The organism is Caulobacter sp. CCNWLW153, from assembly GCF_036889365.1.
Lineage (GTDB): Bacteria > Pseudomonadota > Alphaproteobacteria > Caulobacterales > Caulobacteraceae > Caulobacter > Caulobacter radicis.
This window is the reverse complement of the sequence record NZ_JBAKFV010000014.1, coordinates 41,668-64,416: the sequence shown is the minus strand read 5'-3', so window position 1 is coordinate 64,416 and position 22,749 is coordinate 41,668. Positions and strand designations below refer to the sequence as shown.

Sequence of the window (22,749 nt, the reverse complement as noted above, 5' to 3'; positions counted from 1 at the left end):
CTTGCCAAGAGCATGGACACGCTTACCTAGGACACGCAACACGGGAGATCATGAATGGCGACCGCTCCGAACATCGGCATTTCGGCCAAGCAACGCGCTGACATCGCGCAGGGACTGAACAAGGTCCTGGCCGACAGCTATGCGCTCTACCTCAAGACGCACGGCTATCACTGGAATGTTCGCGGGCCCTACTTCCAGTCCCTGCACATCCTCCTGGAAGGCCAATACAACGAAGAATGGGCCGCTCTGGACCTGATCGCCGAGCGTATTCGCGCGCTGGGCGAGTTGGCGCCGCAGGGCTACGCCGCCTTCGGCAACCTCTCCAGCATCAAGGACGGCGACGCCGAAAAGGACTGGGAGGGCATGATCAAGGAACTCCTGGCCGACAACGAGACGGTCATCGCCACCCTGCGCGGCGCCATCGAGGCCCCGGACGAGGCGGGCGACGAAGCCACGGTCGACCTCTACACCCAGCGCCTGGCGGCCCATGAAAAGCACGCCTGGATGCTGCGCTCGACCCTGAGCAAGTAATCCGACCACCCCGCGTGCCGTCCTCAAGGCGACATCCGGGCAAGAAGGCCGCCGCGGCGCTGATCGCCGTCGGCGGCCTTTCTGCGTGCGCGACGGCCTACCACCTGCCGCGCCAGCATGGTCGCGCGGCGGGGGTGGCCAGCCAGGCCGGCGCGCTCTCCGACGCGGGGCTGGCCCGCTACACGGCCGACATGGACCCAGCCATGCTGGCCCTGGCCCGCCGCCATGATCCGCGTCCGCGCAAGGACTACTGGGGCCGCGTGAAGGGCTGGGAGGTGATCGACATCGCCACCATCCCGGTGCTGGGCGATGGCGTTCCAGGCTTCGAGGACGCGCGGCTGATCAACGGCTACCGCCTGCCCGCGGCCCTGCCGATCGAGGCGGCCCGGCCTTTCGTGCTGAAGACCTCGGGCGAGGAGCGGGCCAGGGCCCTGCACTGCCTGACCCAGGCGGTCTATTTCGAGGCCGGCTTCGAGGCGCCCGAGGGCCAGCAGGCCGTGGCCCAGACCGTGCTCAACCGCCTGCGCCATCCGGGCTATCCCAAGTCGATCTGCGGGGTGATCTACGAGGGCTCGCTGCGCAGCACCGGCTGCCAGTTCAGCTTCACCTGCGACGGCTCGCTGGAGAAGACCGTGGTCCCGACGATCTGGGACCGCGCCCAGGCCGTGGCCAAGAGGGCGCTGTCGGGCTTCGTGATGAAGGACGTGGGCGTGGCCACCCACTACCACGCCGACTACGTGGCCCCGTACTGGGCCCCGACCCTGGTCAAGCTGAAGCAGGTCGGCACGCACATCTTCTATCGCTGGACGGGGCCGTCAGGCACGCTGGCCGCCTTCAAGGGCCGCTACGCCGGCGGCGAGACGCAGATCTCGACCGCCACCCTGATGGGCGCCGACCCGCGCACGCTCGAGGCCGCGCCGCCGGCCGTCCTGGCCCAGAATCTCGCCCAGACCCTGGGCGGCCCCGCGCCGACCGCCGCCCTCAAGGACGCCAGGCTGGTGGTCATCCCCGACGCCACGGCGCCGGGCGGCGAACGGATCAAGGTCGAGGGCAGCGTCGCGGGCCGCCGCATAGCCACGCCCGAAGAGATCGCCCGCATCAACAAGGCCCTGGAAGTGCTCCCCGAGGTCCAGGCCGAAGCCGCCGCCAGGCCCGTTTCGCCGCCGCCAGTGGCGGAGCCGCCGCCACCCAAGCCGAAGCCCCGGCCGCCGAACCTGCTGAATCCGCTCTAAAAGATCCTCCCCCTCTGGGGGAGGTGTCGCCGAAGGCGACGGAGGGGGGACGTTCTCAGCCGCCGTAATACCGGCCGTCAAACCCCATCCGTAAAATCCCCGCGAAAGCGGGGACCCAGGCTTTTTCTGAAATGCGTGGCGCTCGACGATAAAAGACCTGGGCCCCCGCTTTCGCGGGGGTTTTACGGAGATGGTGAAGCTCCCCCTTCAGGAAGCGCATCAAAGAAAAAGGGCCGCCCCTTTCGGAGCGGCCCTTTCGTGACTTCACAGACCCAGCCCTACCAGGCGCCGATCTCGTTGGCCTCGGCGTGGCTGATCGGATGGTGAGCCTTCCTGTGGTCTTCCTCGGCCAGGAAACGAACCGCTTCCAGGGCGGCCATGCAGCCCATGCCGGCGGCGGTCACGGCCTGGCGGTAGACGTCGTCGGTGACGTCGCCGGCGGCATAGACGCCCTCGACGGCCGTCGAGGCCGTGCCCGGCTTGACCTTCAGGTAGCCGCCGGGGCCGACTTCCAGCTGGCCGGCGAACAGTTCCGACGACGGGGCGTGGCCGATGGCGATGAACACGCCGTCGGTCTTCAGCTCGGTGAATTCGCCGGTCTTGATGTTCTTAAGGCGCACGCCGGTGACGCCTATGGGATCGCTGTCGCCGACGACCTCGTCGATGACGCTGTCCCAGACCACCTCGACCTTTTCGTGCGCCAGCAGGCGCTCCTGCAGGATCTTCTCGGCCCGCAGCTCGTCCTTGCGGTGCACCAGGGTGACCTTGCTGGCGAAGCTGGTCAGGAACAGGGCTTCCTCGACGGCGGTGTTGCCGCCGCCGACCACCACGACTTCCTTGTTGCGATAGAAGAAGCCGTCGCAGGTGGCGCAGGCCGAAACGCCAAAGCCCTGGAACTTGCTCTCGCTCTCCAGGCCCAGCCACTTGGCCTGGGCGCCGGTGGCGATGATGATGGTCTCGGCGATCCAGTCCTGGCCGCTGTCGGTCTTGACCACGAACGGGCGCTTGGACAGGTCGACGCTGGTGACGATGTCGCTGACGAACTCGGTGCCCACGTGCTCGGCCTGGGCGCGCATCTGGTCCATCAGCCAGGGGCCCTGGATGACGTCGGCGAAGCCCGGATAGTTCTCGACGTCGGTCGTGATGGTCAGTTGGCCGCCCGGCTGGATGCCGGCGATGAGCACGGGCTTGAGCAGCGCGCGGGCGGCATAGATGGCGGCGGTGTAGCCGGCGGGGCCCGAACCGATGATCAGGCAGCGCGTCTGGCGGGGAGCGGTAGTGGACATGGGCGAACATATAGTGTCGATTCCGCGTCGTTGCGATGGCTTTGGGGACACCATGAAGGGCGGACTGACGATCGGTATTGGCATCGGGACGGCGATCGGGGTCGCGCTGGGCCTGGCCCTCGACAACCTGGCGATCGGCATCGGCGTGGGCATCGCCATCGGCGGCGGCCTGGGCACGGCGCTGCAGGTCGCCAAGCCGGCAGAGGCCAAGGCCGGCGGCAAGAAGGGCGACGGCGGCGACAGCGGCTCGACCCACCATTCCGACACCTCGTCCTCGTCGTCCTCGTCGTCCTCGTCGGACTGCGGCTCCTCCTCCGACGGCGGCGGCTGCGGGGGCGATGGCGGGGGTGGCGGCGGCGATTGACGCCTCGTCCACGATTTCAGGGTTAATAGGGGACAAACCGCGTGAGTTTCCGCCCATGACCGCTTCGCCCGAAATCGAGATCGCCGGCCGCAAGATCGGCGCGGACCATCCGCCCTACGTGATCTGCGAGCTGTCGGGGAACCACAACGGCAGCCTCGATCGCTGCCTTTCGATGGTCGACGCCGCCGCCGACACCGGCTGCGACGCGATCAAGATCCAGACCTACACCGCCGACACCATCACGCTCGACGTCGACCGGCCGGAGTTCAAGATCCACGGCGGCCTGTGGGACGGGCGCAGCCTGTACGAGCTGTACGAAGAGGCCCACACCCCGTTCGAGTGGCACGCGGCCATCTTCGAGCGGGCCCGCAAGCGCGGCGTGACCATCTTCTCCAGCCCGTTCGACGAGACGGCGGTCGACCTGCTCGCGGGCCTCGACGCGCCCGCCTACAAGATCGCCTCGTTCGAGGCCGTCGACCTGCCGCTGATCCGCTACGCGGCCGCGAAAGGAAAGCCGCTGATCATCTCGACCGGCATGGCCAACCTGGCCGAGATCGAAACGGCCCGGAACACCGCGCTCGAAGCCGGCGCGCCGGGCGTGCTGCTGCTGCACTGCGTGTCCAGCTATCCGGCCACCTTCGCCGACGCCAATGTGCGGACCGTGGCCGACATGGCCGCCCGCTTCGGCTGCCCGATCGGCCTGTCGGACCACACGCCGGGCACGGCCGCCTCGGTGGCGGCGGTGTCGGTCGGCGCCTGCGCGGTCGAGAAGCACTTCACCCTGGCCCGCGCCGACGGCGGCCCCGACGCCGCCTTCAGCCTGGAGCCGGCCGAGTTCAAGGCCCTGGTCGACGACACCAGGAACGCCTGGGCCTCGCTGGGCCGCGCCCACTACGACGTGCTGGGCGCCGAGCAGGGGTCCCTGCTGTTCCGCCGCTCGCTCTACGTCACCGCCGACGTGCCGGCCGGCGCGCCGCTGACCCGCGACAACGTCCGCTCGGTGCGCCCGGGTAACGGCCTGCCCCCGGCCGATCTCGACAAGGTGCTGGGCCGCCCCGCCGCCCGCGCCCTGACCCGCGGCGAGCCGCTGGCCTGGGACATGGTGGCCGGCTAGGCGGCCACCAGGGCCTTCAGGCCGTTCCAGCCGACGTTCATCAGGGCGTCGACGAAGCCCATATAGGGCGTGAACTCGGGCCGGCCCTGCGGATACTCCGTCATGCGGCAGGGCTTGAAGCGGACCGGGAAGCCGGCGGCGGCGAACACGCCGTCCTCTTCCATGTAGTCGGCCGAGCCGGTCGGCGAGACATACTCGGTCGCGGCCACCGCGCGGCAGATGGCCAGCAGGTGCTCGGACCGGGCGCCCGCCGCGCCGAGACTGGAGGCGCGGACGAACTGCGTTTCGATGCCGATCCGCTCGGCTGCGGCCTGGGCCAGGCCGCAGGTCAGGTCGGCCAGGGCGCCGTCGGGCTCGCGGGCCAGTTGCTCGGACACGAAGGCGAAGCCCTCGGCGAAGAACGGCCGCTTGCCATAGGCGTGGCGGATGGCGGCCAGGTGCTTGTCGCGCCAGGGCTGGCTGTCGTCGATGCGGATGGCGTGGATCGGCGTGTCGCGGTCGTGCTTCTTGACCGGGACCGTCAGCATCAGCTCGCCCTGGGCGGTGAGGATCCGGTTGCGCGACTGCCAGGAGCGCCGGGCGAACTGCACGTCGTCGAGGAACACGAAGACGTCGCTGGCCGCCATCAGCTGGAAATAGCCGAGATACGGCAGATAGGTCGGCTGCATGATCGCCGCCGTCTTCGGGGGCGAGGCTTTGCTCATCCGGCGAGGGCCAGGCCGGCGGCGGGCGCATTCCGGGCCATGGCGAGGGCCGCGTCGACCTCGGCCAGCTTGGCGCTCTTGCCATAGGGCTCCCAGGCCCCGCAGACGAAGGACGGCCCGAAGCGCTCGGTCAGCTTCTCGCGCAGGGTCGCCAGGCCGGCGATGGCGTCGCGTGAATGATAGATCCAGCGCGGCTGGGCGCCCGAGTGCAGCAGGGCGCCGGTCTTCAGCGAGCCGAAGCCCGACAGCAGGCCGCGGATCTCGCCGGGCAGGGCGCGCAGGTCGGCCTCGCGCACGCACTCGGCCACCACCAGGGTCTTGCCGCCGCTCTCGTACAGATAGGCGCGGAAGCAGTCGCCCTTGGCCGTGAAGTTCTGGACGTAGACCGGGCAGGGGCCGTCGAACTGCGCCTCGAAGACGTAGGTGAAGAAGCTCTTCTTCACCAGCGACGGGGTCGAAAGGCCCATGGGCTTGAACAGCGGCGTCGGATTGGCGGCCCAGACCACGGTATCGCCGGCCGCGTGCTCGGCCATCACCTGGCGGGGCGAGATCAGGCTCTCGAAGCGGATGTCGACGCCCAGGGCCTCCAGCCTGCGGCGGCAGGTCTCGAACAGGGCCGTGAAGCCGCCGGCCGGCAGGCTGGCGTTGACGTTGGCGGTGCGCCCCGAAAGGCCGCGCGGCACGCCGTACAGCTCGTCGGCCCACTCGTTCGAGGCCTTCAGGGCGACCAGGGCCGGGGTTTCGGCGCCGGCCGGATAGACCCGGTTGATGGCCAGCGGAATGGCCGCCTCGCCGTGCACGGCGGAAAGGTCGGCGTCCAGGTGCCAGCGGCAGTATTCGGTCAGGGTCTCGGCGATCGGCGAGGGGTAGGCGGCGATGCGGTCGGCCAGGCTGTCGCCGGCCGGCCGGGCGATGCGCAGGCTGGCGCAGTCGACGGCCGGACCGCCGAAGTCCCAGGTGAAGACGCGCTTGCCCGCGCCGTCGAGGCTGAGCGAGCCGAAGCGGTTGTCGAAGGTCTCGAACGCCGCCCCCTGCGCCTTCAGGCGCTCGACTAGGGCGTCGCCCTCGGGGCCGAAATAGACGCAGCCGTCGCGCATCTCCGCGCCGTTCACGACCTTGGGGCGGGCCACTCCGCCCAGGGCGTCGAAGCGTTCGTGCAGCTCGATGTTGCGCCAGCCCAGGCGATGGGCCTCGAAGGCGGCCATGATCCCGGTCAGGCCGCCGCCGACGATGCGGATCCGGCCGTTCACGAGGCGCTCCCCCAGACCACGAGGTCGCTGTTGCGGGGCACCCGGACGCCGGCCTGCAGGTTGTCGAAAGCGATGCGGAAGACGTCGGGCTGGGTGAGGCCCAGTTCGTCGCGCAGGCGGCTCACCAGGCCCGCCTCGGTGTAGAACAGGTTGAACAGGCCCTCTTCGCCGGTCTCCGGCGTGGCCAGGCGGAAGCCGTCCGGCTCCTCGGCGACGCCGCGGCCATAGCGGTAGTCGTCGACCAGGCGCGTGCGGACGAACACCTCGGCGTTCGGGGCCAGCTTCTCGCGCACGGCGGTCAGCACCCGGTGGGCCTGGGCGTTGGTCAGGTAGCAGAGCAGGTTGGGGATCAGCAGGACGTCGATCGGTCCCTCGATCCCGTCGGGCAGGCCCAGCGACAGGTCGGCCTGGATCAGGGTCGCGGCCTCGCCCAGGTTCCAGCGGGCGTCTTCCAGCGCCGCGGCCGAATAGTCGACATTGACCAGGGTCCAGCCGTAGGCGGCGTAGAGCGACAGGTTGTTGCCCGTGCCGCCGCCCAGCTCGACCACCTTGCCGGCGCGCTGGTGCAGGCCGCGCTTGAAGAAGTGGCGGGCGATGAACTCGTCGGGGTACTTCAGACCCCGGATGTCCGGCAGGGCGCGCATGTCCGTCCGCCCCCGAACCGGAGGCCCCTCAAAAGCTGGCGCGAACCGGTGGAGCGGTCGCGGCAGCAGCCTGGGGCCGCTTTGCCGAATACTTTGTTAACCCTGTCCTTAAGGAGCGCGGCGCGATTGTCGCACCCGGGGCCTATCCGCGACGGTCGCCGCCGTAGTTCAGCAGGTCTTTCCGGCTTCTCACGAAGGCCCGGACGTCGTCGGAGGTGAAGGTGCGGTTGGCCGGATAGAGCGCGTCATAGACCGCCGCCACGAAGGCATAGTCGTCGGGCCGGTCGACCGTCCAGCGCACCGCGCCCTCACCGGGGGCGTCCGGCAGCCAGGCCAGGTTCCAGCGATCGGGATTGTTCCAGACGTCCCAGGTCACGTGCTCGCGGGCCTCGGGGCTGTCGGCCTCGGTAGCGGCGCGGCGCAGGCCGGCGGCGGTGATCACCTCGACGTCGAGGCCCTTGGGAAAGGCCGCGCCCTCGGGGCTGTTGCTGGTGTAGTCGGCGCCAGACGACAGGTGCAGGTCGATGGTCGCGTCGATCACCGTCGGGTCGGCCAGCGGGCAGTCGGCGGTCAGGCGCACCACGTGGTCGGCCGGATGGGCGTCCAGCGCGCCGACGAAGCGTTCGAGCACGTTGTCCAGCGGCCCGCGATGCACGGCGATCCCGTCGCGGCGCACGGCCGCCTCGATGGCGTCGTCGAGCGGATCGGTGCTGGTGGCCACGACCAGCCTGTCGATGCGGCGGGCGCGGGCGACGCGCTCGATCTGGCGGATGATCATCGGCGCCCGCACGATCGGCATCAGCACCTTGCCCGGCAGGCGGGTGGAGCTCATGCGGGCTTGCAGGACGGCGAGGATCATCGAGCCAGGCTAGGCCTTGGCCTTGCGGGCGTCCATCCGGGCCAGGACCTCGGCGGCGGCGCGGCCGGTCTCGTCCACCGGCTCGTAGGTCCAGCCGTGAAAGGCGCCGCCATAGGGGCGGGCCGCGCCCTGGCGCTCCAGCTCCTCGTGGAAGAGGCGGAACTTCACGCTCTGGCCTTCCATCTTGAGGATGAACACCGGCTTGCCGGTCGAGGCCGCCTCGGTGGCCATGTTGGTCGAGTCCTCGGTGACGAGGATGTAGTCGGCCGCGGCCAGGAAGGCGAAGTAGGGGTTGGGACCTTCACCGTCCCAGATGATGCCGGGCACGTCGCGCAGGCGGGCGGCCAGCAGGGCGCGGGCCGGCTCGGGCGTGCGGCGCGAGAAGGTCATCAGCAGGCTGCCGCCTTCCTGTTCCAGCGGCAGCTGGATCTCGTGCGCCATCTGGGCGGCGCGTTCGACCGGCAGGTCGAAGGCCTTGGACTTGCCGCCCAGCAGCACCGCCACGCGCGGACGGGGCAGGGCCTCGATGGCGTCCTTGAACTTCTCGTACTCGGCGTCGAGGCGGCCCTGGCTGACGCGATGCGGCGAGCCGGTGATCGGCACGACGTTGTCGCCGGTCAGGCGGTCATGCTTGGGCGGGATCACCAGGTCGAACATGTGGGCCGGGACGCGCGGGTCCTGGATCTGCACCACATAGGTCTTGCCGCCCGACCATTTCTTCAGGCGGATCGACAGGGGCAGGGTGGCGCGGCCGGCGGCGACCCAGAGGTCGGGCCAGGGCGGGGTGATCTCGCTCTCGGGCGTCAGCCAGCGGCGCGGCAGCCAGGCCAGCCACCAGGGCAGGCGGCCGGTGCGGCCCTTCCAGCCCACGCGCTTGACGACGATCCTGGCCGGACGCTTGCGCGCGATGGCCTCGGCCAGGCCCACGGCCTGGGCCTCGATGCCGGCGCGGCCGTCCGAGACGGCCCAGATGGTCAGCGGTTCGGGACCTGGCGTCTGATTGGCGCTCATCGCTCCAGCCCTCAAAACGGCGAACGCCGCGGAACCACCCTGAACAGGCGACTCCGCGGCGATTGGCCGGACTTTATGGCGGGGTTAGGGCTAAAGCCTAGACCCACTCGACCTTGAGGATCTCGTAGGCCTTCACGCCGCCGGGCGTGTTGACCTCGACCACCTCGCCGACTTCCTTGCCGATCATCGCGCGCGACAGCGGCGAGCTCAGCGAGATGCGGCCCGACTTCACGTCGGCCTCGTGGTCGCCCACGATCTGGTAGCGGGCTTCTTCTTCGGTGTCCTCGTCGACCACGCTGACCGTGGCGCCGAACTTCACTTGCGAGCCGGAGAGCTTCGAGACGTCGATGACCTGGGCGCGAGCGATCTTGTCCTCGATCTCGGCGATCTGGCCTTCAATCCAGCCCTGACGTTCCTTGGCGGCGTGATACTCGGCGTTCTCCGAGAGGTCGCCGTGCGAACGCGCCTCGGCGATCGCGGCGATCACGGCGGGCCGTTCGATCGTCTTCAAACGCTTCAGTTCTTCGTCGAGGGTCTGATAACCCACGACGGTCATCGGCACTTTTTCCATTGTGGATTTTAGCTCGGTTCGCCCTAAGGGAGGAAGACTTCCAGTCGCTGGCGAGCGCGACCGGGGGCTGAGAGGATAGGCGCCGCGTTCTGGATAAGCAAGTCTCACGCACCGCAACGGTTGCGTGGCCAAGCTGAGAACGGCGCCGGGCCCTCAGGCGCGCTGCAAACCGCGGGGCAAAGCCCCGGCCTTGCGATCCCCGGGCAACTGGAACTGGCCGACCAGGCGGGCCAGCTCGCCGGCGTCGTCGTTCAGCGCGTGGGTGGCCGCGGCGGTCTCCTCCACCATGCCGGCGTTCTGCTGCAGCACCTGGTCCATCTGATTCACCGCCGTGTTGACCTGGGTCAGGCCCTGGGCCTGGTGCTGGGCGCTGGCGGCGATCTCGGAGACCAGCCCGTCGATCTCGGCGATCTGCGAGACGATCCGCTCCAGCGCCTCGCCGGTGCGGCCGACCAGCTCGACGCCCTCGCCGACCTGGCGAGTCGAGGTGGTGATCAACTGCTTGATCTCCTTGGCGGCCTCGGCCGAGCGCTGGGCCAGGGCCCGCACCTCGGAGGCGACCACGGCGAAGCCCTTGCCGGCCTCGCCCGCGCGGGCGGCCTCGACGCCGGCGTTCAGCGCCAGCAGGTTGGTCTGGAAGGCGATCTCGTCGATCACTCCGATGATCCGCGAGATCTGGGTGGCCGAAGTCTCGATCGCGCCCATGGCGTCGACCGCCTCGCCGACCACCTCGCCCGAGCGGCGGGCGTCGTCGCGGGCCCGGGCCACGACGGCGGCGGCCTTGCGGGCGCCGTCGGCCGTCTGCCCGACGGTGGCGGTGATCTCGTCCATGGCGCTGGCGGTCTCGGCCAGGTTGGCGGCCTGCTGCTCGGTGCGGCGCGACAGGTTGGCGGCCGCGTCGGCGATCTGGTCAGAGCCGTGGCGCACGCCCGAGGCGCGCTCGTCGATGATCGCCAGGGCCCCGGCCAGCTTGCCGGCCGCCTGGTTGAAGTCGGCGCGCAGCTGTTCGTAGGATTCGGAGAACTCCTCGATCAGGCGCACCGAGAGGTCACCCTTGGCCAGGCGCGACAGGCTGGCGGCGAGGGCGTCGACCATGTCGGCGCGCTGGCGCTCGGCGGCGGCCTGGACGGCGGCGTGGGCGATGCGGCCTTCCTCTTCCGAGCGGCGGGCGCTGTCGGCGGCGGCGTCGGCCTCGCGGGCTTCCTGCATGGCCGCCTCGGCCTTGGCCCGGGCGCGCTCGGCCAGGGCGATGACGCGGTGGATGCTGAAGGTCGCGGCGATCAGGGCGCCGGCCTCGACGATCAGGATGACGGCGTGGACCAGCACCCGGCCCAGGCTGGCCGAGCCGGGGAACACGGCGCTAGGCAGCAGGTAGCTGAGCGCCAGGTGGTGCACGGCCACCGTGGCGGCGGCGGCGGCGATGACGGTCCAGTCGCAATAGACGACCAGAAGGGCCAGGGCCGCGAAATAGGCCATGTGCATGTCGATCTGCCAGTCGTGGCCGCCCAGGGCGGCGACCAGCAGCGAGACCTGGGCCATCAGCGCCACGCCCGACAGGATGCGGCCCGTGGCGGTCTCGCCCCGATGCAGCACGGCGCCGGCCGCGAGAGCCGTAACCATGACCGTGGCGACGGCCATGCCCAGCACCGGCTCGCCGACCAGGAACCGGGCGGCGACGACGATCGGGGCCATCAGGGCGGTCAGCAGCAGGATCAGCCGGCCGCCCGAGCGGCGCTGCGCGTCGAGATTCGAAGGCTTCGTGCTCATGGGCGGGGCTCCAGGACGGTCTTGGCGCAGACGCCGGCGGCGTCGGGGTCCAGCAGGACGAGGGCGCCGGCGGCGCGCAGGCGGCCGCCCAGCGTGGCCGGGTCGCCGCGCAGGATCAGGATGAAGGGAACCGCGCCGGCGCCGGATATGTCGCCGGCCGAGGTGGCGGCGCCGGCGGCGCGGGCGGGGGTCCACCAGGGCGGGAAGACGGCGGCCACGCGGCCGGGGTCACGCGGCGAGGCGCTGGACAACGTCACGGCCAGTAAGGTGACAATGATCGCGGAGGTTGCGGCCAGTGTCCGACCCAGGGCGTGAAGCAGATCACGCCAAGTTCGAACGCGCGACAGGGACAACCTTGATCTCCGGGTAAGCTGAGCCATGGACAGGCGGCTTCTAGGGAGAGGTTTTGCGCATCCGTGGTGTGTGAAGTCTTAAGGCGAAGGCCGAGCGTCGCCATGTCGCAGGCGCAAGCTCGGCCTTGAGTTGCAAGCCTTCTTCCTAGTCGGCGTAGGCGTATTCGCCGCCGCGCTGGAGGGCGGCGCGATAGGCCGGGCGGGCATGGATGCGGTCGAGGAAGGCCTTCACCTTGGGGCGCGATCCGGCTCCGGCGCGCGACACCGCCGCCTCGAGCGGGAAGCTCATGATCACGTCGGCGGCGGTGAATTCGGGACCGGCGAACCATTCGGACTTGGACAGTTCGGCGTTCCAGTAGTCGATGTGGCTCTTCAGCTGCGGATCGACGAACCCCGACTGGGCCTTGGCGGCGATGGCCTTGACCAGGCCCTTCAGCAGGCCCGGCGCGCGGGCGGGCAGGGCGGTGAAGACCAGCTTCAGCAGCAGCGGCGTCATGGCCGAGCCCTCGGCGTAGTGCAGCCAGTAGGTGAAGCGGAGGCGCTCGGGCGTACCGGCCGGCGGAATCAGGCGGCCGTTCCCGTAGGCGTCGAGGATGTATTCGATGATGGCGCCGGTCTCGGCGATCGTCTTGTCGCCGTCGGTGATCACCGGCGACTTGCCCAGCGGGTGGATGGCCAGCAGTTCGGGCGGGGCCAGCATGGTCTTGGCGTCGCGCTCGTAGCGCCTGACCTCGTAGGGCACGCCCAGCTCCTCCAGCAGCCACAGCACGCGCTGGCTGCGCGAGTTGTTCAGGTGGTGGACGACGAGCATGGCGTTTCCCCTATCGATTTGGCCCAGCATGGCGCGGCGACGCGCGCGTCAGTCAAGCCTCGTCAGAGCACGCTCTCGACGATATGGGCGCGATAGAGCACGGCGATCAGGTCGGTCTGGGTAATCACGCCCACCAGTTTGCGGTCGCCGTCGACGACCATGGCCTCGTGGGTCTGGCCGCTGGAGAGAATCGGCAGCAGGGCGGCGATCGGCGTGCCCTCGCGCACCCGGTGGACGAACGGGTCCAGCGCGGCCTCGACCGTGCGGCGGCGGTTGGCCTGCAATTCGGCGCGGCGGGCCATGCCGATGACGCGGCCGTCCTCGTCGACCACCGGGGCGGCGCGCAGGTCGTGCCGCTGCAGGAAGGCCAGGGCGCTTTCGGCCGACTGCGTGCGGTCGAGGCGGATGACGTCGCGCGACATCACCTCGCCGCAGCGGATCTGCGAGTGCAGGCGCTGGTGGGCCTGGATCTCGACCTCGCGGAACAGGGCGTCGAGGTCCTCGCGGCTGACGTCGAGTAGTTCACCGTAGCGGGCCAGGGCCTTGTCGAGGTCGCCGGCGTCGTAGCCGATGCGCGAGGCGGGCAGGGGATCGGTCGTGCCGTGCGGGCTGGGCGGCGGGGCTGGGGCCCTGTGCGGATAGGAGCGGCCGACCAGGCGATTGTAGGCCATGCCGGCGGCGACCAGCAGCACCGAGTCCACGGCCACCGGATTGAGCGCGAAGAGATAGCCGGCCTTGGTCACGGCCGGTCCGCCGATGACGGTGATCAGGGCCACGGCGCCGCCGGGCGGGTGCAGGCAGCCCAGCAGGATCATCACCGCGATGGCCAGGCCCACGGCCAGGGGCGCGGCGATCAGGGGCTGGGTGGGCAGCAGCATGGCCACGGTGATGCCGATGAAGGCCGAGACGACGTTGCCGCCGATCACGCCGCGCGGCTGGGCCAGGGGACTGGCGGGCACGGCGAAGACCAGCACCGCCGAAGCCCCGATCGGCGCAACCAGCAGCGGATGCAGCCAGTCGCCGCCGCCGACCGCGAAACGTCCCAGGAGGCCGGCGAACAGCAGGCCCAGCAAGGCGCCGCCGCCGCCCTTCAGGGCGTCGAGCGGGCGGATGGGTGTCTTGCCGCGAAGCAGGGTCAGCAGGCGCTGGGTCATGGGGCTTGATAGGCGATGCGGGCGCGCAGCGGCGCCGAAATTCGCTGGCGCATGGCTCAGCCGCGCTGGAAGGTCAGGGCGACGAGGCCGGCGACCGCGCAGGCCTGGGCGAAGACGATCAGGGTCAGCCAGGCGCCGAACGGCTGCTTGCGGGTCTTGTGGCGCAGCCAGCGCTGGGCCAGCAGCGCGCCCGGCGCGGCGCACATCGCCGCCGACAGCAGCAGCACGCGCTCGGGCACCCGGCGCTCGCCATGCACGGCGGCGGCCTTGTCGTGGGCGAACAGCAGGAAGCAGAACAGGTTGGCGGCCAGCAGGGCCAGGGCGAGGATCAGGGTCACCGCGCGCCCTCGGGCGGGGCGTGCTCCAGCGGCGCGAGGTCCGGCTCCATCCAGCCGCGACGGGCGGCGATGCTGAACAATCGCTCGCGCGACCAGAAGGCCAGCGGCCAGGCCCTGTCGCCCAGCGGCGTGGCCAGCAGGCGGGCGGCCGCCTCGCCGCCGTCCAGATCGGTCGGGAGGGCGGCGACGAAACCTCGGATGGCGGCCAGATAGGCCTGGGTGATGGTCTCGTGATAGCCGCTCGTGTCGTCGTTCACCCCGCCGACGGCTTCGTTGTAGGCGCGGATGATCCCTGGCAGGTCGCGCTCCAGCCCCTCGTCGCGGATGCGCACCAGGCGCAGAGTGGCGCTCAGGTGGGCGGCGTGGGTCCACTCGGCCTTGGGCAGGCTGCGATCGAGCAGCCGTTCGGCGAGGCGGGCGACGTCTTCTGCGGAGTATGGGGCGGCGGAATAGGCGGTCATGGTCAGAAGCTCGGCCTGGCCAGCATCAGCCAGACGATGGCCAGCACGGCGGCGAAGGCGGGGAAGCCCAGCACGAACCAGGCGCGGAACAGGCGGTGGTAGCGCTCGGGCAGGGGCTGGCCGGCCCTGGCGGCGGCGTCGGCCAGGTCGCGCAGCCGGATCTGGATCCAGACCACGGGCAGCCAGCAAAGGCCGGTGACGACGTAGAGCACGAGACTCAGTCCGATCCAGCCGCTCAGCAGCGGGTAGCCGACGACATGGGCCAGGGCCGCGCCGGTGATCGGCTGGATGACGACGGCGGTGGCGGTGAACACGGTGTCGGCGATCACCACCACTCGGGCGGTATGGGCGATCAGGGCCGGCTGGCCGGTGCGGTGGGCCATCAGCATGAAGAAGGCGATGCCGGCCCCGGTGCCCAGCAGCACCGTGGCCCCGACCACGTGGGCGGCCTTCAGCAGGAGGTAGAGGTCCATCAGCGTTCGTCCAGCAGAGCGAGGGCGGCGATCGCCAGCACGGCGGCGGGAATGCTCTTCACCAGCGGGCCCAGCGGATCCAGCCACAGGTCGGGGCGCACGACCGCGCCGCCGGCCAGGTAGCCGGCGGTGACGGCGATCATGCCCAGCAAGGCGAGGCGCGCGGTGCGGCGGTGGGCGACCAGCAGGGCCAGGGCGACGTCGACGATCCCGCCGCCCACCACGAAGGCCTGGGCCAGGGGCTGGGGCATGTCGGCGCTGGTCAGCAGGGCGACGGCGGCCTGGCGGCTGACGGTCAGGCCGATCAGGCCCGAGACCAGCCAGAAGGCGCAGAGCGTCGCCAGGATCAGCGGCTTGGCCAGCCAGGCCTTGGCGAACCAGCGCTCCTGCACGCTCGACGGCATGGCGGCCAGGATCTGGTCCAGCGATCGGGGGACGAGGCCAAGTCGCGCGGCGTGCGCGGCCTCGCCGGCCACGCCCAGGCGCAGCTGCTGAAGGGCGGCGCTGCGCATCGGGCTGCGCCAGCCGAGGAGGGCCAGGGCGTCGGCGGCCCTGGCCGGGATCGCCGCGACGGCGGGCGGCAGGGCGATGACGGGGGCGGGCGCCAGGCCCAGCCAGCCGCGCAGCCGGGTCAGCAGGTCGCCCAGGGCGACCGGCTCGGCATGGACGAGGTCTAGGGTCTGGCCGGGCGCGGTGTCCGGTCGGATCGCGGTCGCCACGGCGGCGGCGACGTCCTCGGCGGACACCACCTGCACGCGGGCCTGCGCATGCACGGCGGGCATGGCAAGCGGGAACGCCGCCAGCGCGCGTAGAAGGGCGGTGCCGCCATAGGCCGCCGGCGCGATCACCAGGCCCGGTTTCAGGATGATCCAGTCGATGCGGCTCTGGGCGATCAGGCTTTCGGCCGCCTGCTTGGTGGCGCCGAACGGATCGATGCGACCCGGCGCGACCCCGGCGGCCGAGATGTGGACGAGACGCGCGCCGGTCGCCTGGCAGGCCTCGACCAGGCGGGCGACGGCGTCGGCATGGACGGCCTGCAGGTCGTCGCGCGGGCCGTCCTGCAGGGCGCCGGCGCAATTGACCACGGCGTCGGCGCCGGTCAGCAGGGCGGCCCAGTCGGCGACGCTGGCGGTGCGCAGGTCGGCGGCGCGCCAGTCGACGCTGGGGAAGCGCCGGCGCGCTTGGGTCAGGTCGCGGCCGACCCCGACCACCGCGTGGCCGTCGGCCAGCAGGCGGGCGGTCACGTAGGACCCGATCAGCCCGTAGGCTCCGACGACGACGATGCGCATGGCGGCGTTGTTAGCGGGTTGCAGCTTGGCGGTGAAGGGCGCGTCGCCCTAGTGCGCGGGCTGCCAGAATTCCAGGTTGCTGATCTGGCGTTCGAGGATGGCGATGCGATCGCGCAGGTCGCGGGTGGCGACCAGGCTGGCGGCGGTGACCGCCTCCTCGCGCATGGCCTTGAGGGCGCGCTGGGCGTCGCCGACCTCGACGATCGCCTCGTAGCAGGCGGCCCACAGGGCGCGGGCCCGCTCGCGCTCCATCTTGGGATCGAGGAACGGCGGCTTGAGGGTCTGGGCCAGGCGGTCGAGTTCGGCGAGTTCCTCGCCCCGGCCCTTGCGGACCAGGATGTCGCGGAACGGCGTGTCCTCGCCGATGTCGTCGATCAGCGCCTCGAAGATCTCGTGGGCCAGGCCCTTGAGGCGCGCTTCGCCAAAGCCGATCCGCTCCAGCGCCTCGTCGTAGGGGCGGGCCCAGGCCGGATGGTCGACGGCGGCGATGGCCACGGCCGCGTGGAAGGGGTTCAGCCGGCGGCCGATCTGCTCGCGGGCGACGCCGCGGATGCCGGGATCGGGCGGACCGCGCTCGCGGCCTTTCCAGCCGCCGCCGCCGTTGCGCGGCGTGAACGGGCGCCCCTCCCCATAGCCGCCGCCCTGGCCGCCGCCCCCGCCATAGGCCGGCTTGGGAAACAGCAGGTCGAGCTTGGCGTAGAGGTCATCCTTGTAGGCGGACGCCAGGTCCTTGTCGGCGATGGTTCCGGCGGCCGCGCGCAGGCGCTGCTTCAGGCCGGCCTTGCGCTCGGGCGTGTCCAGCGGTTCCAGGTCGCGCTCGCGCACGAACAGCGCCTCGACGAAGGGCGTGGTCTGGGTGACCTGGGCCTTCAGCGCCGCCGGACCCTGCTCGCGCAGCACGTCGTCGGGGTCCTTGCCGCCGCTGACGATCGAGAAGCGGAACGAGCGGCCCGGCTTCAGCAGCGGCAGGGCGCGGTCGATGGCGCGGCTGGCGGCGCGCTGACCGGCCTTGTCGCCGTCGAAGCACAGGGTCGGCTCGGGATGCAGGCGCCACAGCGCCTCCATCTGCTCCTCGGTCAGGGCCGTGCCCATGGCCGCCACGGCCGCCAGGCCGGCGCGCTGGCAGGCCACGACGTCCATGTAGCCCTCGACCACCAGCATCGGGGTCTGCTCGGTCGGAGCCGCCGCCTGGGCCGCGTGCAGCAGCTTGCGCGCGTCATAGAGGCCGTAGAGCACGCGGCTCTTGTGGAAGAGGCTGGTCTCGGGACCGTTCAGGTACTTGGCGCGGGCGTTGGGATCCATGGCCCGGCCGCCGAACGAGACGACCTTGCCGCGCGTGTCGGTGATCGGAAAGATGATCCGGTCGCGGAAGCGGTCGTAGGGCGCGCCGCCGTCCTCGGGCGCGATCAGCAGGCCGGCTTCCACCAGGTCGCCGGGCTTGGCGCCCTTGGCGACCAGATAGTCCTTCAGCGCCGTGCGGCCGTTCGGCGCGAATCCGATGCGGAAGCGGCTCCACTGGTCTTCCGGCAGGGCGCGGCGGTCGAGATAGGCGCGGGCGTCCTTGCCGACGGGGCGGCGCAGCTCGGCCTCGAACCAGGCGGCCGCCAGCTCCATCCAGTCGCCCAGACCCGCGCGCTTGCGGTCGTCCTGGGCGGTGCGGGCGTCGGGCTCGGGCAGGCTCATGCCGGCCTCGGCGGCCAGCCGCTCGACCGCCTCGGAGAAGGTGAGGCGCTCGGTCTCCTGCAGGAAGCTGATGATGTCGCCGTGCTTGCCGCTGGAGAAGCAGTGGTAGAAGCCCTTGTCGTCGTTGACGAAGAACGAGGGGCTCTTTTCCTTGGTGAAGGGCGACAGTCCCGCGTACTCGCGACCTTGCCGCCGCAGCTTCACCGTCTTTCCGACCACGTCGGAGGGGCGAAGTCGGGACTTCAGTTCTTCAAGGAAGCGGTCGTCGAAGCGCATGGCGGATTGGCCCCAGCATAAGCTTCCCCGCGCGCGAAGGCACGCCTTGCTCAGCGACAATCTACAGGCCGTCGCCGACCTATCCCGCGATCATCCACAGTTGGCTGCCTCGCTACCCAAAGAAGCGTCGCATTAGGAACAGGCCTTTCGGCCCCTCCGTTTCTGAGGCCGAGGACGTCTCGACGCGTCCACGGATCACAAAGCCACGGAGAACACCCATGCCCGAGTCTCGCTGGAACGACCGTGAAGGCCGCTTCGAGATCGACCGCGACCGAGATTTCGACGAGGAGCGCGGCTACGGCTACGATGCTTCACGTCGCCAGGACCGCTACGCCCAGGATCCCGACTGGCGCGACCGCTACGCCGCCCGCGAGCAGCGCAGCTACGGCGAGCCGCGCCACCGGTCGTCCGGCCATCGTTCGGGAAGCGCCGAACTGCGCCGGGCCATCAGCCAGGGCGGCGACATCGGCTACGGCTCGATCCGCTCGGGTTCTGACTACGCGTCGGGCCGGGGCTACCGCGCGCCGGGCGACTACGGCCAGGTTGGCGGCTTCGACTTCGGCGGCTCCACGGCCGACTACGGCGGGGGCGGCTATCGCGGCGAGGCGCCCGACTACGGCGACCGGGCCTATTTCGATCGCCGCCACGAGCGCGAGCGCAACTACTACACCGACGGGCCGGGACGTGGTCGCCACGACTATGGCCATGGGCGCGAGCACTGGGCCTATGCCCGCCATCCGCGTGACCGCCACGACGATGACCGCGGCTGGTTCGAGCGGGCCCGCGACGAGGTCTCGGCCTGGATGGGCGACCATGACGCCCAGCGCCGCCGCGAGCATGACGCGGCCGTCCGCGCCGACCATCGCGGCCGGGGTCCCAAGGGCTATCGCCGCTCGGACGAGCGCATTCGCGAGGACGTCAGCGACCGCCTGACCGACGACGGCTGGCTGGACGCCTCGTTCATCGAGGTGGCGGTCAAGGACGGCGAGGTCACGCTGAGCGGCACGGTCCACGCCCGCGACGACAAGCGCCGGGCTGAGCTGCTGGCCGAGAGCGTCTCGGGCGTCGACAACGTGCAGAACAACCTGCGCCTGGATCGCGGGACCGAGGCCAGGTCCGGCGACTGGACCCTGCAGGGCAACGCGCCCCAGCAGGGGGTGACGGGCAAGGCTTGAGGCTCCCGCGCCAACTATCTCGTCATCCCGGACGGCCGCAGGCCGATCCGGGACCCAGGGGATTGGGCGCGGCGCATGCGTTCGCCTGCCGCTGGTGGCCGGCGTATCGCGGCGGCCCCTGGGTCCCTGCTCTACGCGCTGCGCGCTACGGCCGGGATGACGGCTTGGAGGACTTTGAAGTCATAAGTGATCATCCCTAGCTTGGCTGGCGCTCTGCTTGGGACCATCTAGGGCCCATGTCCGAGCCCGCCCTCAAAGAACCGACCTTCACCGACGCCGAGATCGACGCCCTGGTCGAGGCCTTCTACGCCAAGGTCCGCCGCCATCCGCGCATCGGGCCGGTGTTCAACGGCCAGATCGCCGAGGAGGCCTGGCCCCATCACATGGCCACGCTGAAGGATTTCTGGGCCACGGTGCTGCAGGGCTCGGGGCGCTACAAGGGCTCGCCGATGGCGGTTCACCAGCGCATCGAGGGCTTCCAGGAATGGATGTTCACGCCGTGGCTGAACCTGTTCCACGCCACCTGCGTGGAACTGTTCGACGCTCCGCGCGCGGCGATCATCGGCGAGAAGGCCGAGCGCATCGCCCGCTCGCTGAAGCTCGGGCTCTTCTTCCGTCCGGGAGCGCCGGCGTGAGCGCGGTCTCCGACAGCATCGAGGCCGAAGGCTTCGCCATCGTCCCGGCGGCGCAGACGCGCGCCCTGCTCGGCGGGCTGCCCGACTGGGACCTTTTCGCCGACAGCTGGAACAACCTGGGCGTCGACGGCTTCATGGCCGACGGCGGGCGCTATCGCCGCCGCCGCTTCGCCGCCTTCGCCGCGTCGGCGGACGGGACGATCACGCGCAAGCCGCACCAGCCGCATTACCAGAGCCGCGACTACAACGCCCTGAACGGCGGCGTGCAGCGGTGGTTCGAGCCGGTGACGCAGGGGATCGCCGAGCATCCGGTGACGCAAGGCCTGCTGAAGGCGGGCCTGGATCTCTTCCACCCGTTGACCGAGGCGCCGCCTGCGGCCTGGCACGTCGAGCTGCACCAGTTCCGCATCGAGGCCCATGACGGCGAGGCGGGCCTGCCCACGCCCGAGGGCGCGCACCGCGACGGCGTCGACTGGGTGATCGTCATGCTGGTCGAGCGCCACAATGTGGCCAGCGGCGTCACCGACATCTTCGCCCCCGACGGCCGCGCCCTGGGCTCCTTCACCCTGACGCAGCCGGGCGACGCGGTGTTCATCGACGATCATCGCGTCCTGCACGGGGTGACCGCGATCCGGCCTCTTCAAGCGGGAGGCGAGGCGCGGCGCGACGTGCTGGTGGTCACCTTCCGTAGGGAGGACCCTGACCGCGAGGAGGGCTGAGGCGCTCCGACGGTCAGCCAGGGCGCGACCGTTTGTCTCACTCCACCTGCGGAGGTGGGCGTGCAAGCCTGCCGCTCCTTCGCGAAACGAGCGCCGTAATCCATGACCGACGACGCCCCTTCGCCCTCCCACGCCGGCCGACGGGACACCTTCTCGGCGACCATGGCCGACGCGGTGCCGATCCTGATCGGCTATGTCGACGCCGACCGCCGCTACCGCTTCGTCAATCGCGCCTACGAGACCTGGTTCGGCGTCCGTCGCGCCGACATCGAGGGCAAGTCCCTGCTCGAGGTCATGGGCGAGGCCGCCTACGAGCGGGTCCGCGACCATGTCGACGGGGCGCTGGAAGGCCAGAGCCTGACCTTCGAGGGCGAGGTGCCCTACCAGGCCGCGGGCCTGCGCCATGTCGAGGCCAAGTACGTGCCCGACGTGGCGCCTGACGGCGCGGTGCTCGGCTACTACGTGCTGGTCACCGACATCTCGGCGCGCAAGCGGGCCGAGGCCGAACTGGCGCGCCTGCTCGTGCGCGAGCGGCGGCGGGCCCTGATGCTGGATCTCGGCCGCCAGCTGCGCGAGGAGAGCGAGGTCGCCGCCATCGCCGACAAGGCCTGCGCCGTGCTGGCCGAGCAGCTGGGCGCCCAGCGCGCCGGCTATGCCGAGGTCGACCTGGCCGGCGTCTCGACCCAGATCGTCGGCGAATGGGGCGGGGAGGGGGTGCAGCCCCTGGTCGGGCCGCTGTTCGTGCTCGACGACTTCGGCCCGGCGATGAGCGACGACCTGCGGGCCGGCGTGCAGGTGGTGATCGACGACGTCCGGGAGGACATGCGCACCCGCCACAGTCTCGAGGCCTATTCCGCGCTCGACATCCTGGCCTTCGTGGCCGTGCCGCTGGTCAAGGCCGGACGGCTGGTCTCCTACCTCTTCGTCTGCCAGGAGCGGCCGCGCACCTGGGGCGTCGACGAGGTCGCCTTCGTCGGCGACGTGGCCGAGCTGATCTGGGCCGCCAGCGGCCGGGCCCGCGCCGACGCCGCCCTGCGCCAGGCCGAGGAGACCGAGCGCCTGCTGATCCGCGAGGTCGACCACCGGGCCAAGAACGTGCTGGCGGTGGTGCAGTCGCTGGTCCAGCTGACGCCCTTCGTCGACAAGCGCCAGTACGTCACCGCGCTCAGCGGCCGCATCGGCTCGCTGGCCCGCTCGCACAGCCTGTTGTCGACCACCCGCTGGACCGGCGCGGTGCTGCGCGCCCTGCTGGAGCAGGAACTGGAGGCCTACAGCGTCGAGCACGAGAGCCGCGTGGTGCTGGACGGCCCGCCGGTGCTGATCCGCGCCGAGGCGGCCCAGTCGCTGGGCCTGGTGGTGCACGAACTGGCCACCAACGCCAGCAAGTACGGCGCCCTGTCGACGCCCGGCGGGGTGCTGGAGGTGCGCTGGGCCTGGGACGCCGGACGGCTGGTCGTCGACTGGCGCGAAGGCGGCGGTCCGCCGACGGTCGCCCCGGCCCGGAGGGGCTTCGGCTCCACCCTGATCCAGAACGCCGGCAAGCAGCTGGGCGCGCAGGTCTCGCACGACTGGCGGGTCGAGGGATTGCATTGTCGGATCGAGCTTTCGCGCGGGGCTCTGCCCCATGCCGGCGGCGGCGAGCGTTCGGCGGCGACGACCAGCGCCCTGCCCGACGGGGGGCTGAAGGACCAGCGGGTGCTGGTGGTCGAGGACGAGGCCCTGGTGGCCATGGAGCTGGCCCGCGTGCTGGCCCTGGCCGGCGCCCAGGTGGTGGGCCCCGCCGGCGACGTCGAGGAGGCCCTGGAGCTGATCGAGAGCAGCCTGATCGACCGCGCCGTGCTCGACGTGAACCTCGGCGGCCGCATGGTCACGCCGGTGGCCAGGGCGCTGGCCGAGCGCGCCATCCCCTTCGTCTACCTGACTGGCTACCAGGAGCCCGGCCTCGACGACGGCCCGGTGCTGCACAAGCCCGCCGCCCCCGAAGCCCTGGTCAGCGCCCTGGCGGGACGGCGGGTGGAGCGGGTCTAGGGGCGCTGCTCCCAACTCCCG

Annotated in this window: 24 protein-coding genes; 8 read left to right on the top strand and 16 right to left on the bottom strand. The window is 71.0% G+C overall.

Annotated features, from left to right (window positions below):
- Positions 1 to 54 precede the first annotated feature (54 nt).
- Both V6S85_RS20265 and V6S85_RS20260 read left to right on the top strand, forming a co-directional pair.
- Positions 55 to 531: a Dps family protein gene (locus tag V6S85_RS20265; protein ID WP_116488582.1), complete on the top strand. Its 477-nt coding sequence runs from the start codon at positions 55 to 57 to the stop codon at positions 529 to 531.
- Between the two features lie 14 nt (positions 532 to 545).
- Positions 546 to 1,763, top strand: coding sequence for a cell wall hydrolase (locus V6S85_RS20260; protein WP_334350048.1), 1,218 nt, complete (start codon positions 546 to 548; stop codon positions 1,761 to 1,763).
- A gap of 278 nt (positions 1,764 to 2,041) precedes the next feature.
- Here V6S85_RS20260 and trxB read toward each other — a convergent pair whose 3' ends face one another.
- Positions 2,042 to 3,049, bottom strand: a complete 1,008-nt coding sequence (gene trxB, locus V6S85_RS20255; protein WP_334350047.1) for a thioredoxin-disulfide reductase — start codon at positions 3,047 to 3,049, stop codon at positions 2,042 to 2,044.
- A gap of 52 nt (positions 3,050 to 3,101) precedes the next feature.
- Between trxB and V6S85_RS20250 the strand changes: the two genes are divergently transcribed.
- Positions 3,102 to 3,413, top strand: a complete 312-nt coding sequence (locus V6S85_RS20250; protein ID WP_334350046.1) for a hypothetical protein — start codon at positions 3,102 to 3,104, stop codon at positions 3,411 to 3,413.
- 55 nt (positions 3,414 to 3,468) lie between these two features.
- On the top strand, positions 3,469 to 4,527 hold the full coding sequence (gene pseI, locus V6S85_RS20245) for a pseudaminic acid synthase (RefSeq protein ID WP_334350045.1): 1,059 nt from the start codon (positions 3,469 to 3,471) through the stop codon (positions 4,525 to 4,527).
- Here the strand turns inward: pseI and V6S85_RS20240 are convergent.
- The 15 genes from V6S85_RS20240 to dnaG form a co-directional block, all read right to left on the bottom strand.
- Positions 4,524 to 5,231, bottom strand: coding sequence for a WbqC family protein (locus tag V6S85_RS20240; RefSeq protein ID WP_334350044.1), 708 nt, complete (start codon positions 5,229 to 5,231; stop codon positions 4,524 to 4,526). The two genes, pseI and V6S85_RS20240, sit on opposite strands and share 4 nt — an antisense overlap.
- Positions 5,228 to 6,481, bottom strand: coding sequence for a flagellin modification protein FlmF (locus V6S85_RS20235; protein ID WP_334350043.1), 1,254 nt, complete (start codon positions 6,479 to 6,481; stop codon positions 5,228 to 5,230). Before V6S85_RS20235 ends, V6S85_RS20240 begins: the two co-directional genes overlap by 4 nt.
- A complete protein-coding gene (locus tag V6S85_RS20230) occupies positions 6,478 to 7,125 on the bottom strand; it encodes a class I SAM-dependent methyltransferase (protein ID WP_334350042.1) in 648 nt (215 codons plus the stop codon). The genes V6S85_RS20235 and V6S85_RS20230 overlap by 4 nt, the downstream gene beginning before the upstream one ends.
- Positions 7,126 to 7,267: 142 nt before the next feature.
- The gene (locus tag V6S85_RS20225; protein WP_334350041.1) at positions 7,268 to 7,984 is read right to left on the bottom strand and encodes a cytidylyltransferase domain-containing protein; all 717 of its coding nucleotides are present in this window, start codon (positions 7,982 to 7,984) and stop codon (positions 7,268 to 7,270) included.
- Positions 7,985 to 7,993: 9 nt separating this feature from the next.
- A complete protein-coding gene (locus V6S85_RS20220; protein WP_334350040.1) occupies positions 7,994 to 8,995 on the bottom strand; it encodes a mitochondrial fission ELM1 family protein in 1,002 nt (333 codons plus the stop codon).
- Between the two features lie 97 nt (positions 8,996 to 9,092).
- Positions 9,093 to 9,566, bottom strand: a complete 474-nt coding sequence (gene greA / locus V6S85_RS20215) for a transcription elongation factor GreA (RefSeq protein ID WP_058349843.1) — start codon at positions 9,564 to 9,566, stop codon at positions 9,093 to 9,095.
- Between the two features lie 153 nt (positions 9,567 to 9,719).
- On the bottom strand, positions 9,720 to 11,333 hold the full coding sequence (locus tag V6S85_RS20210) for a methyl-accepting chemotaxis protein (protein ID WP_334350039.1): 1,614 nt from the start codon (positions 11,331 to 11,333) through the stop codon (positions 9,720 to 9,722).
- Positions 11,330 to 11,584, bottom strand: a complete 255-nt coding sequence (locus V6S85_RS20205) for a hypothetical protein (RefSeq protein ID WP_243410476.1) — start codon at positions 11,582 to 11,584, stop codon at positions 11,330 to 11,332. Before V6S85_RS20205 ends, V6S85_RS20210 begins: the two co-directional genes overlap by 4 nt.
- A gap of 247 nt (positions 11,585 to 11,831) precedes the next feature.
- A complete protein-coding gene (locus V6S85_RS20200; protein WP_116564977.1) occupies positions 11,832 to 12,497 on the bottom strand; it encodes a glutathione S-transferase in 666 nt (221 codons plus the stop codon).
- Between the two features lie 62 nt (positions 12,498 to 12,559).
- Complete coding sequence (locus tag V6S85_RS20195) at positions 12,560 to 13,651, bottom strand: HPP family protein (protein ID WP_334350038.1); 1,092 nt, start codon at positions 13,649 to 13,651, stop codon at positions 12,560 to 12,562.
- A gap of 56 nt (positions 13,652 to 13,707) precedes the next feature.
- Positions 13,708 to 13,989, bottom strand: a complete 282-nt coding sequence (locus V6S85_RS20190; RefSeq protein ID WP_334350037.1) for a DUF1294 domain-containing protein — start codon at positions 13,987 to 13,989, stop codon at positions 13,708 to 13,710.
- Positions 13,986 to 14,450, bottom strand: coding sequence for a hypothetical protein (locus tag V6S85_RS20185; protein ID WP_334350036.1), 465 nt, complete (start codon positions 14,448 to 14,450; stop codon positions 13,986 to 13,988). The genes V6S85_RS20190 and V6S85_RS20185 overlap by 4 nt, the downstream gene beginning before the upstream one ends.
- Before the next feature lie 2 nt (positions 14,451 to 14,452).
- Positions 14,453 to 14,923 (bottom strand): DUF2269 family protein, encoded by a 471-nt coding sequence (locus V6S85_RS20180; RefSeq protein WP_334350035.1) that lies wholly within the window; start codon positions 14,921 to 14,923, stop codon positions 14,453 to 14,455.
- On the bottom strand, positions 14,923 to 16,212 hold the full coding sequence (locus tag V6S85_RS20175) for an SDR family oxidoreductase (protein WP_334350034.1): 1,290 nt from the start codon (positions 16,210 to 16,212) through the stop codon (positions 14,923 to 14,925). The genes V6S85_RS20180 and V6S85_RS20175 overlap by 1 nt, the downstream gene beginning before the upstream one ends.
- Positions 16,213 to 16,260: 48 nt before the next feature.
- Complete coding sequence (dnaG, locus tag V6S85_RS20170; protein WP_334350033.1) at positions 16,261 to 18,171, bottom strand: DNA primase; 1,911 nt, start codon at positions 18,169 to 18,171, stop codon at positions 16,261 to 16,263.
- 218 nt (positions 18,172 to 18,389) lie between these two features.
- Between dnaG and V6S85_RS20165 the strand changes: the two genes are divergently transcribed.
- The 4 genes from V6S85_RS20165 to V6S85_RS20150 all read left to right on the top strand — a co-directional run bounded on the left by V6S85_RS20165 (position 18,390) and on the right by V6S85_RS20150 (position 22,728).
- Complete coding sequence (locus tag V6S85_RS20165; RefSeq protein ID WP_334350032.1) at positions 18,390 to 19,346, top strand: BON domain-containing protein; 957 nt, start codon at positions 18,390 to 18,392, stop codon at positions 19,344 to 19,346.
- 236 nt (positions 19,347 to 19,582) lie between these two features.
- On the top strand, positions 19,583 to 19,981 hold the full coding sequence (locus V6S85_RS20160; protein ID WP_207780690.1) for a group III truncated hemoglobin: 399 nt from the start codon (positions 19,583 to 19,585) through the stop codon (positions 19,979 to 19,981).
- A complete protein-coding gene (locus V6S85_RS20155) occupies positions 19,978 to 20,700 on the top strand; it encodes a 2OG-Fe dioxygenase family protein (protein ID WP_334350031.1) in 723 nt (240 codons plus the stop codon). The genes V6S85_RS20160 and V6S85_RS20155 overlap by 4 nt, the downstream gene beginning before the upstream one ends.
- A gap of 102 nt (positions 20,701 to 20,802) precedes the next feature.
- Positions 20,803 to 22,728: an HWE histidine kinase domain-containing protein gene (locus V6S85_RS20150; protein ID WP_334350030.1), complete on the top strand. Its 1,926-nt coding sequence runs from the start codon at positions 20,803 to 20,805 to the stop codon at positions 22,726 to 22,728.
- Positions 22,729 to 22,749 lie beyond the last annotated feature (21 nt).

Excerpts from the sequence above, each read along its gene's own strand:
- V6S85_RS20265 (WP_116488582.1), top strand. The coding sequence starts at position 55 with ATGGCGACCGCTCCGAACATCGGCATTTCGGCCAAGCAACGCGCTGAC.
- trxB (WP_334350047.1), bottom strand. The coding sequence starts at position 3,049 with ATGTCCACTACCGCTCCCCGCCAGACGCGCTGCCTGATCATCGGTTCG.
- V6S85_RS20250 (WP_334350046.1), top strand. The coding sequence starts at position 3,102 with ATGAAGGGCGGACTGACGATCGGTATTGGCATCGGGACGGCGATCGGG.
- pseI (WP_334350045.1), top strand. The coding sequence starts at position 3,469 with ATGACCGCTTCGCCCGAAATCGAGATCGCCGGCCGCAAGATCGGCGCG.
- V6S85_RS20240 (WP_334350044.1), bottom strand. The coding sequence starts at position 5,231 with ATGAGCAAAGCCTCGCCCCCGAAGACGGCGGCGATCATGCAGCCGACC.
- V6S85_RS20230 (WP_334350042.1), bottom strand. The coding sequence starts at position 7,125 with ATGCGCGCCCTGCCGGACATCCGGGGTCTGAAGTACCCCGACGAGTTC.
- V6S85_RS20225 (WP_334350041.1), bottom strand. The coding sequence starts at position 7,984 with ATGATCCTCGCCGTCCTGCAAGCCCGCATGAGCTCCACCCGCCTGCCG.
- V6S85_RS20220 (WP_334350040.1), bottom strand. The coding sequence starts at position 8,995 with ATGAGCGCCAATCAGACGCCAGGTCCCGAACCGCTGACCATCTGGGCC.
- greA (WP_058349843.1), bottom strand. The coding sequence starts at position 9,566 with ATGGAAAAAGTGCCGATGACCGTCGTGGGTTATCAGACCCTCGACGAA.
- V6S85_RS20210 (WP_334350039.1), bottom strand. The coding sequence starts at position 11,333 with ATGAGCACGAAGCCTTCGAATCTCGACGCGCAGCGCCGCTCGGGCGGC.
- V6S85_RS20200 (WP_116564977.1), bottom strand. The coding sequence starts at position 12,497 with ATGCTCGTCGTCCACCACCTGAACAACTCGCGCAGCCAGCGCGTGCTG.
- V6S85_RS20195 (WP_334350038.1), bottom strand. The coding sequence starts at position 13,651 with ATGACCCAGCGCCTGCTGACCCTGCTTCGCGGCAAGACACCCATCCGC.
- V6S85_RS20185 (WP_334350036.1), bottom strand. The coding sequence starts at position 14,450 with ATGACCGCCTATTCCGCCGCCCCATACTCCGCAGAAGACGTCGCCCGC.
- V6S85_RS20180 (WP_334350035.1), bottom strand. The coding sequence starts at position 14,923 with ATGGACCTCTACCTCCTGCTGAAGGCCGCCCACGTGGTCGGGGCCACG.
- V6S85_RS20175 (WP_334350034.1), bottom strand. The coding sequence starts at position 16,212 with ATGCGCATCGTCGTCGTCGGAGCCTACGGGCTGATCGGGTCCTACGTG.
- dnaG (WP_334350033.1), bottom strand. The coding sequence starts at position 18,171 with ATGCGCTTCGACGACCGCTTCCTTGAAGAACTGAAGTCCCGACTTCGC.
- V6S85_RS20165 (WP_334350032.1), top strand. The coding sequence starts at position 18,390 with ATGCCCGAGTCTCGCTGGAACGACCGTGAAGGCCGCTTCGAGATCGAC.
- V6S85_RS20160 (WP_207780690.1), top strand. The coding sequence starts at position 19,583 with ATGTCCGAGCCCGCCCTCAAAGAACCGACCTTCACCGACGCCGAGATC.
- V6S85_RS20150 (WP_334350030.1), top strand. The coding sequence starts at position 20,803 with ATGACCGACGACGCCCCTTCGCCCTCCCACGCCGGCCGACGGGACACC.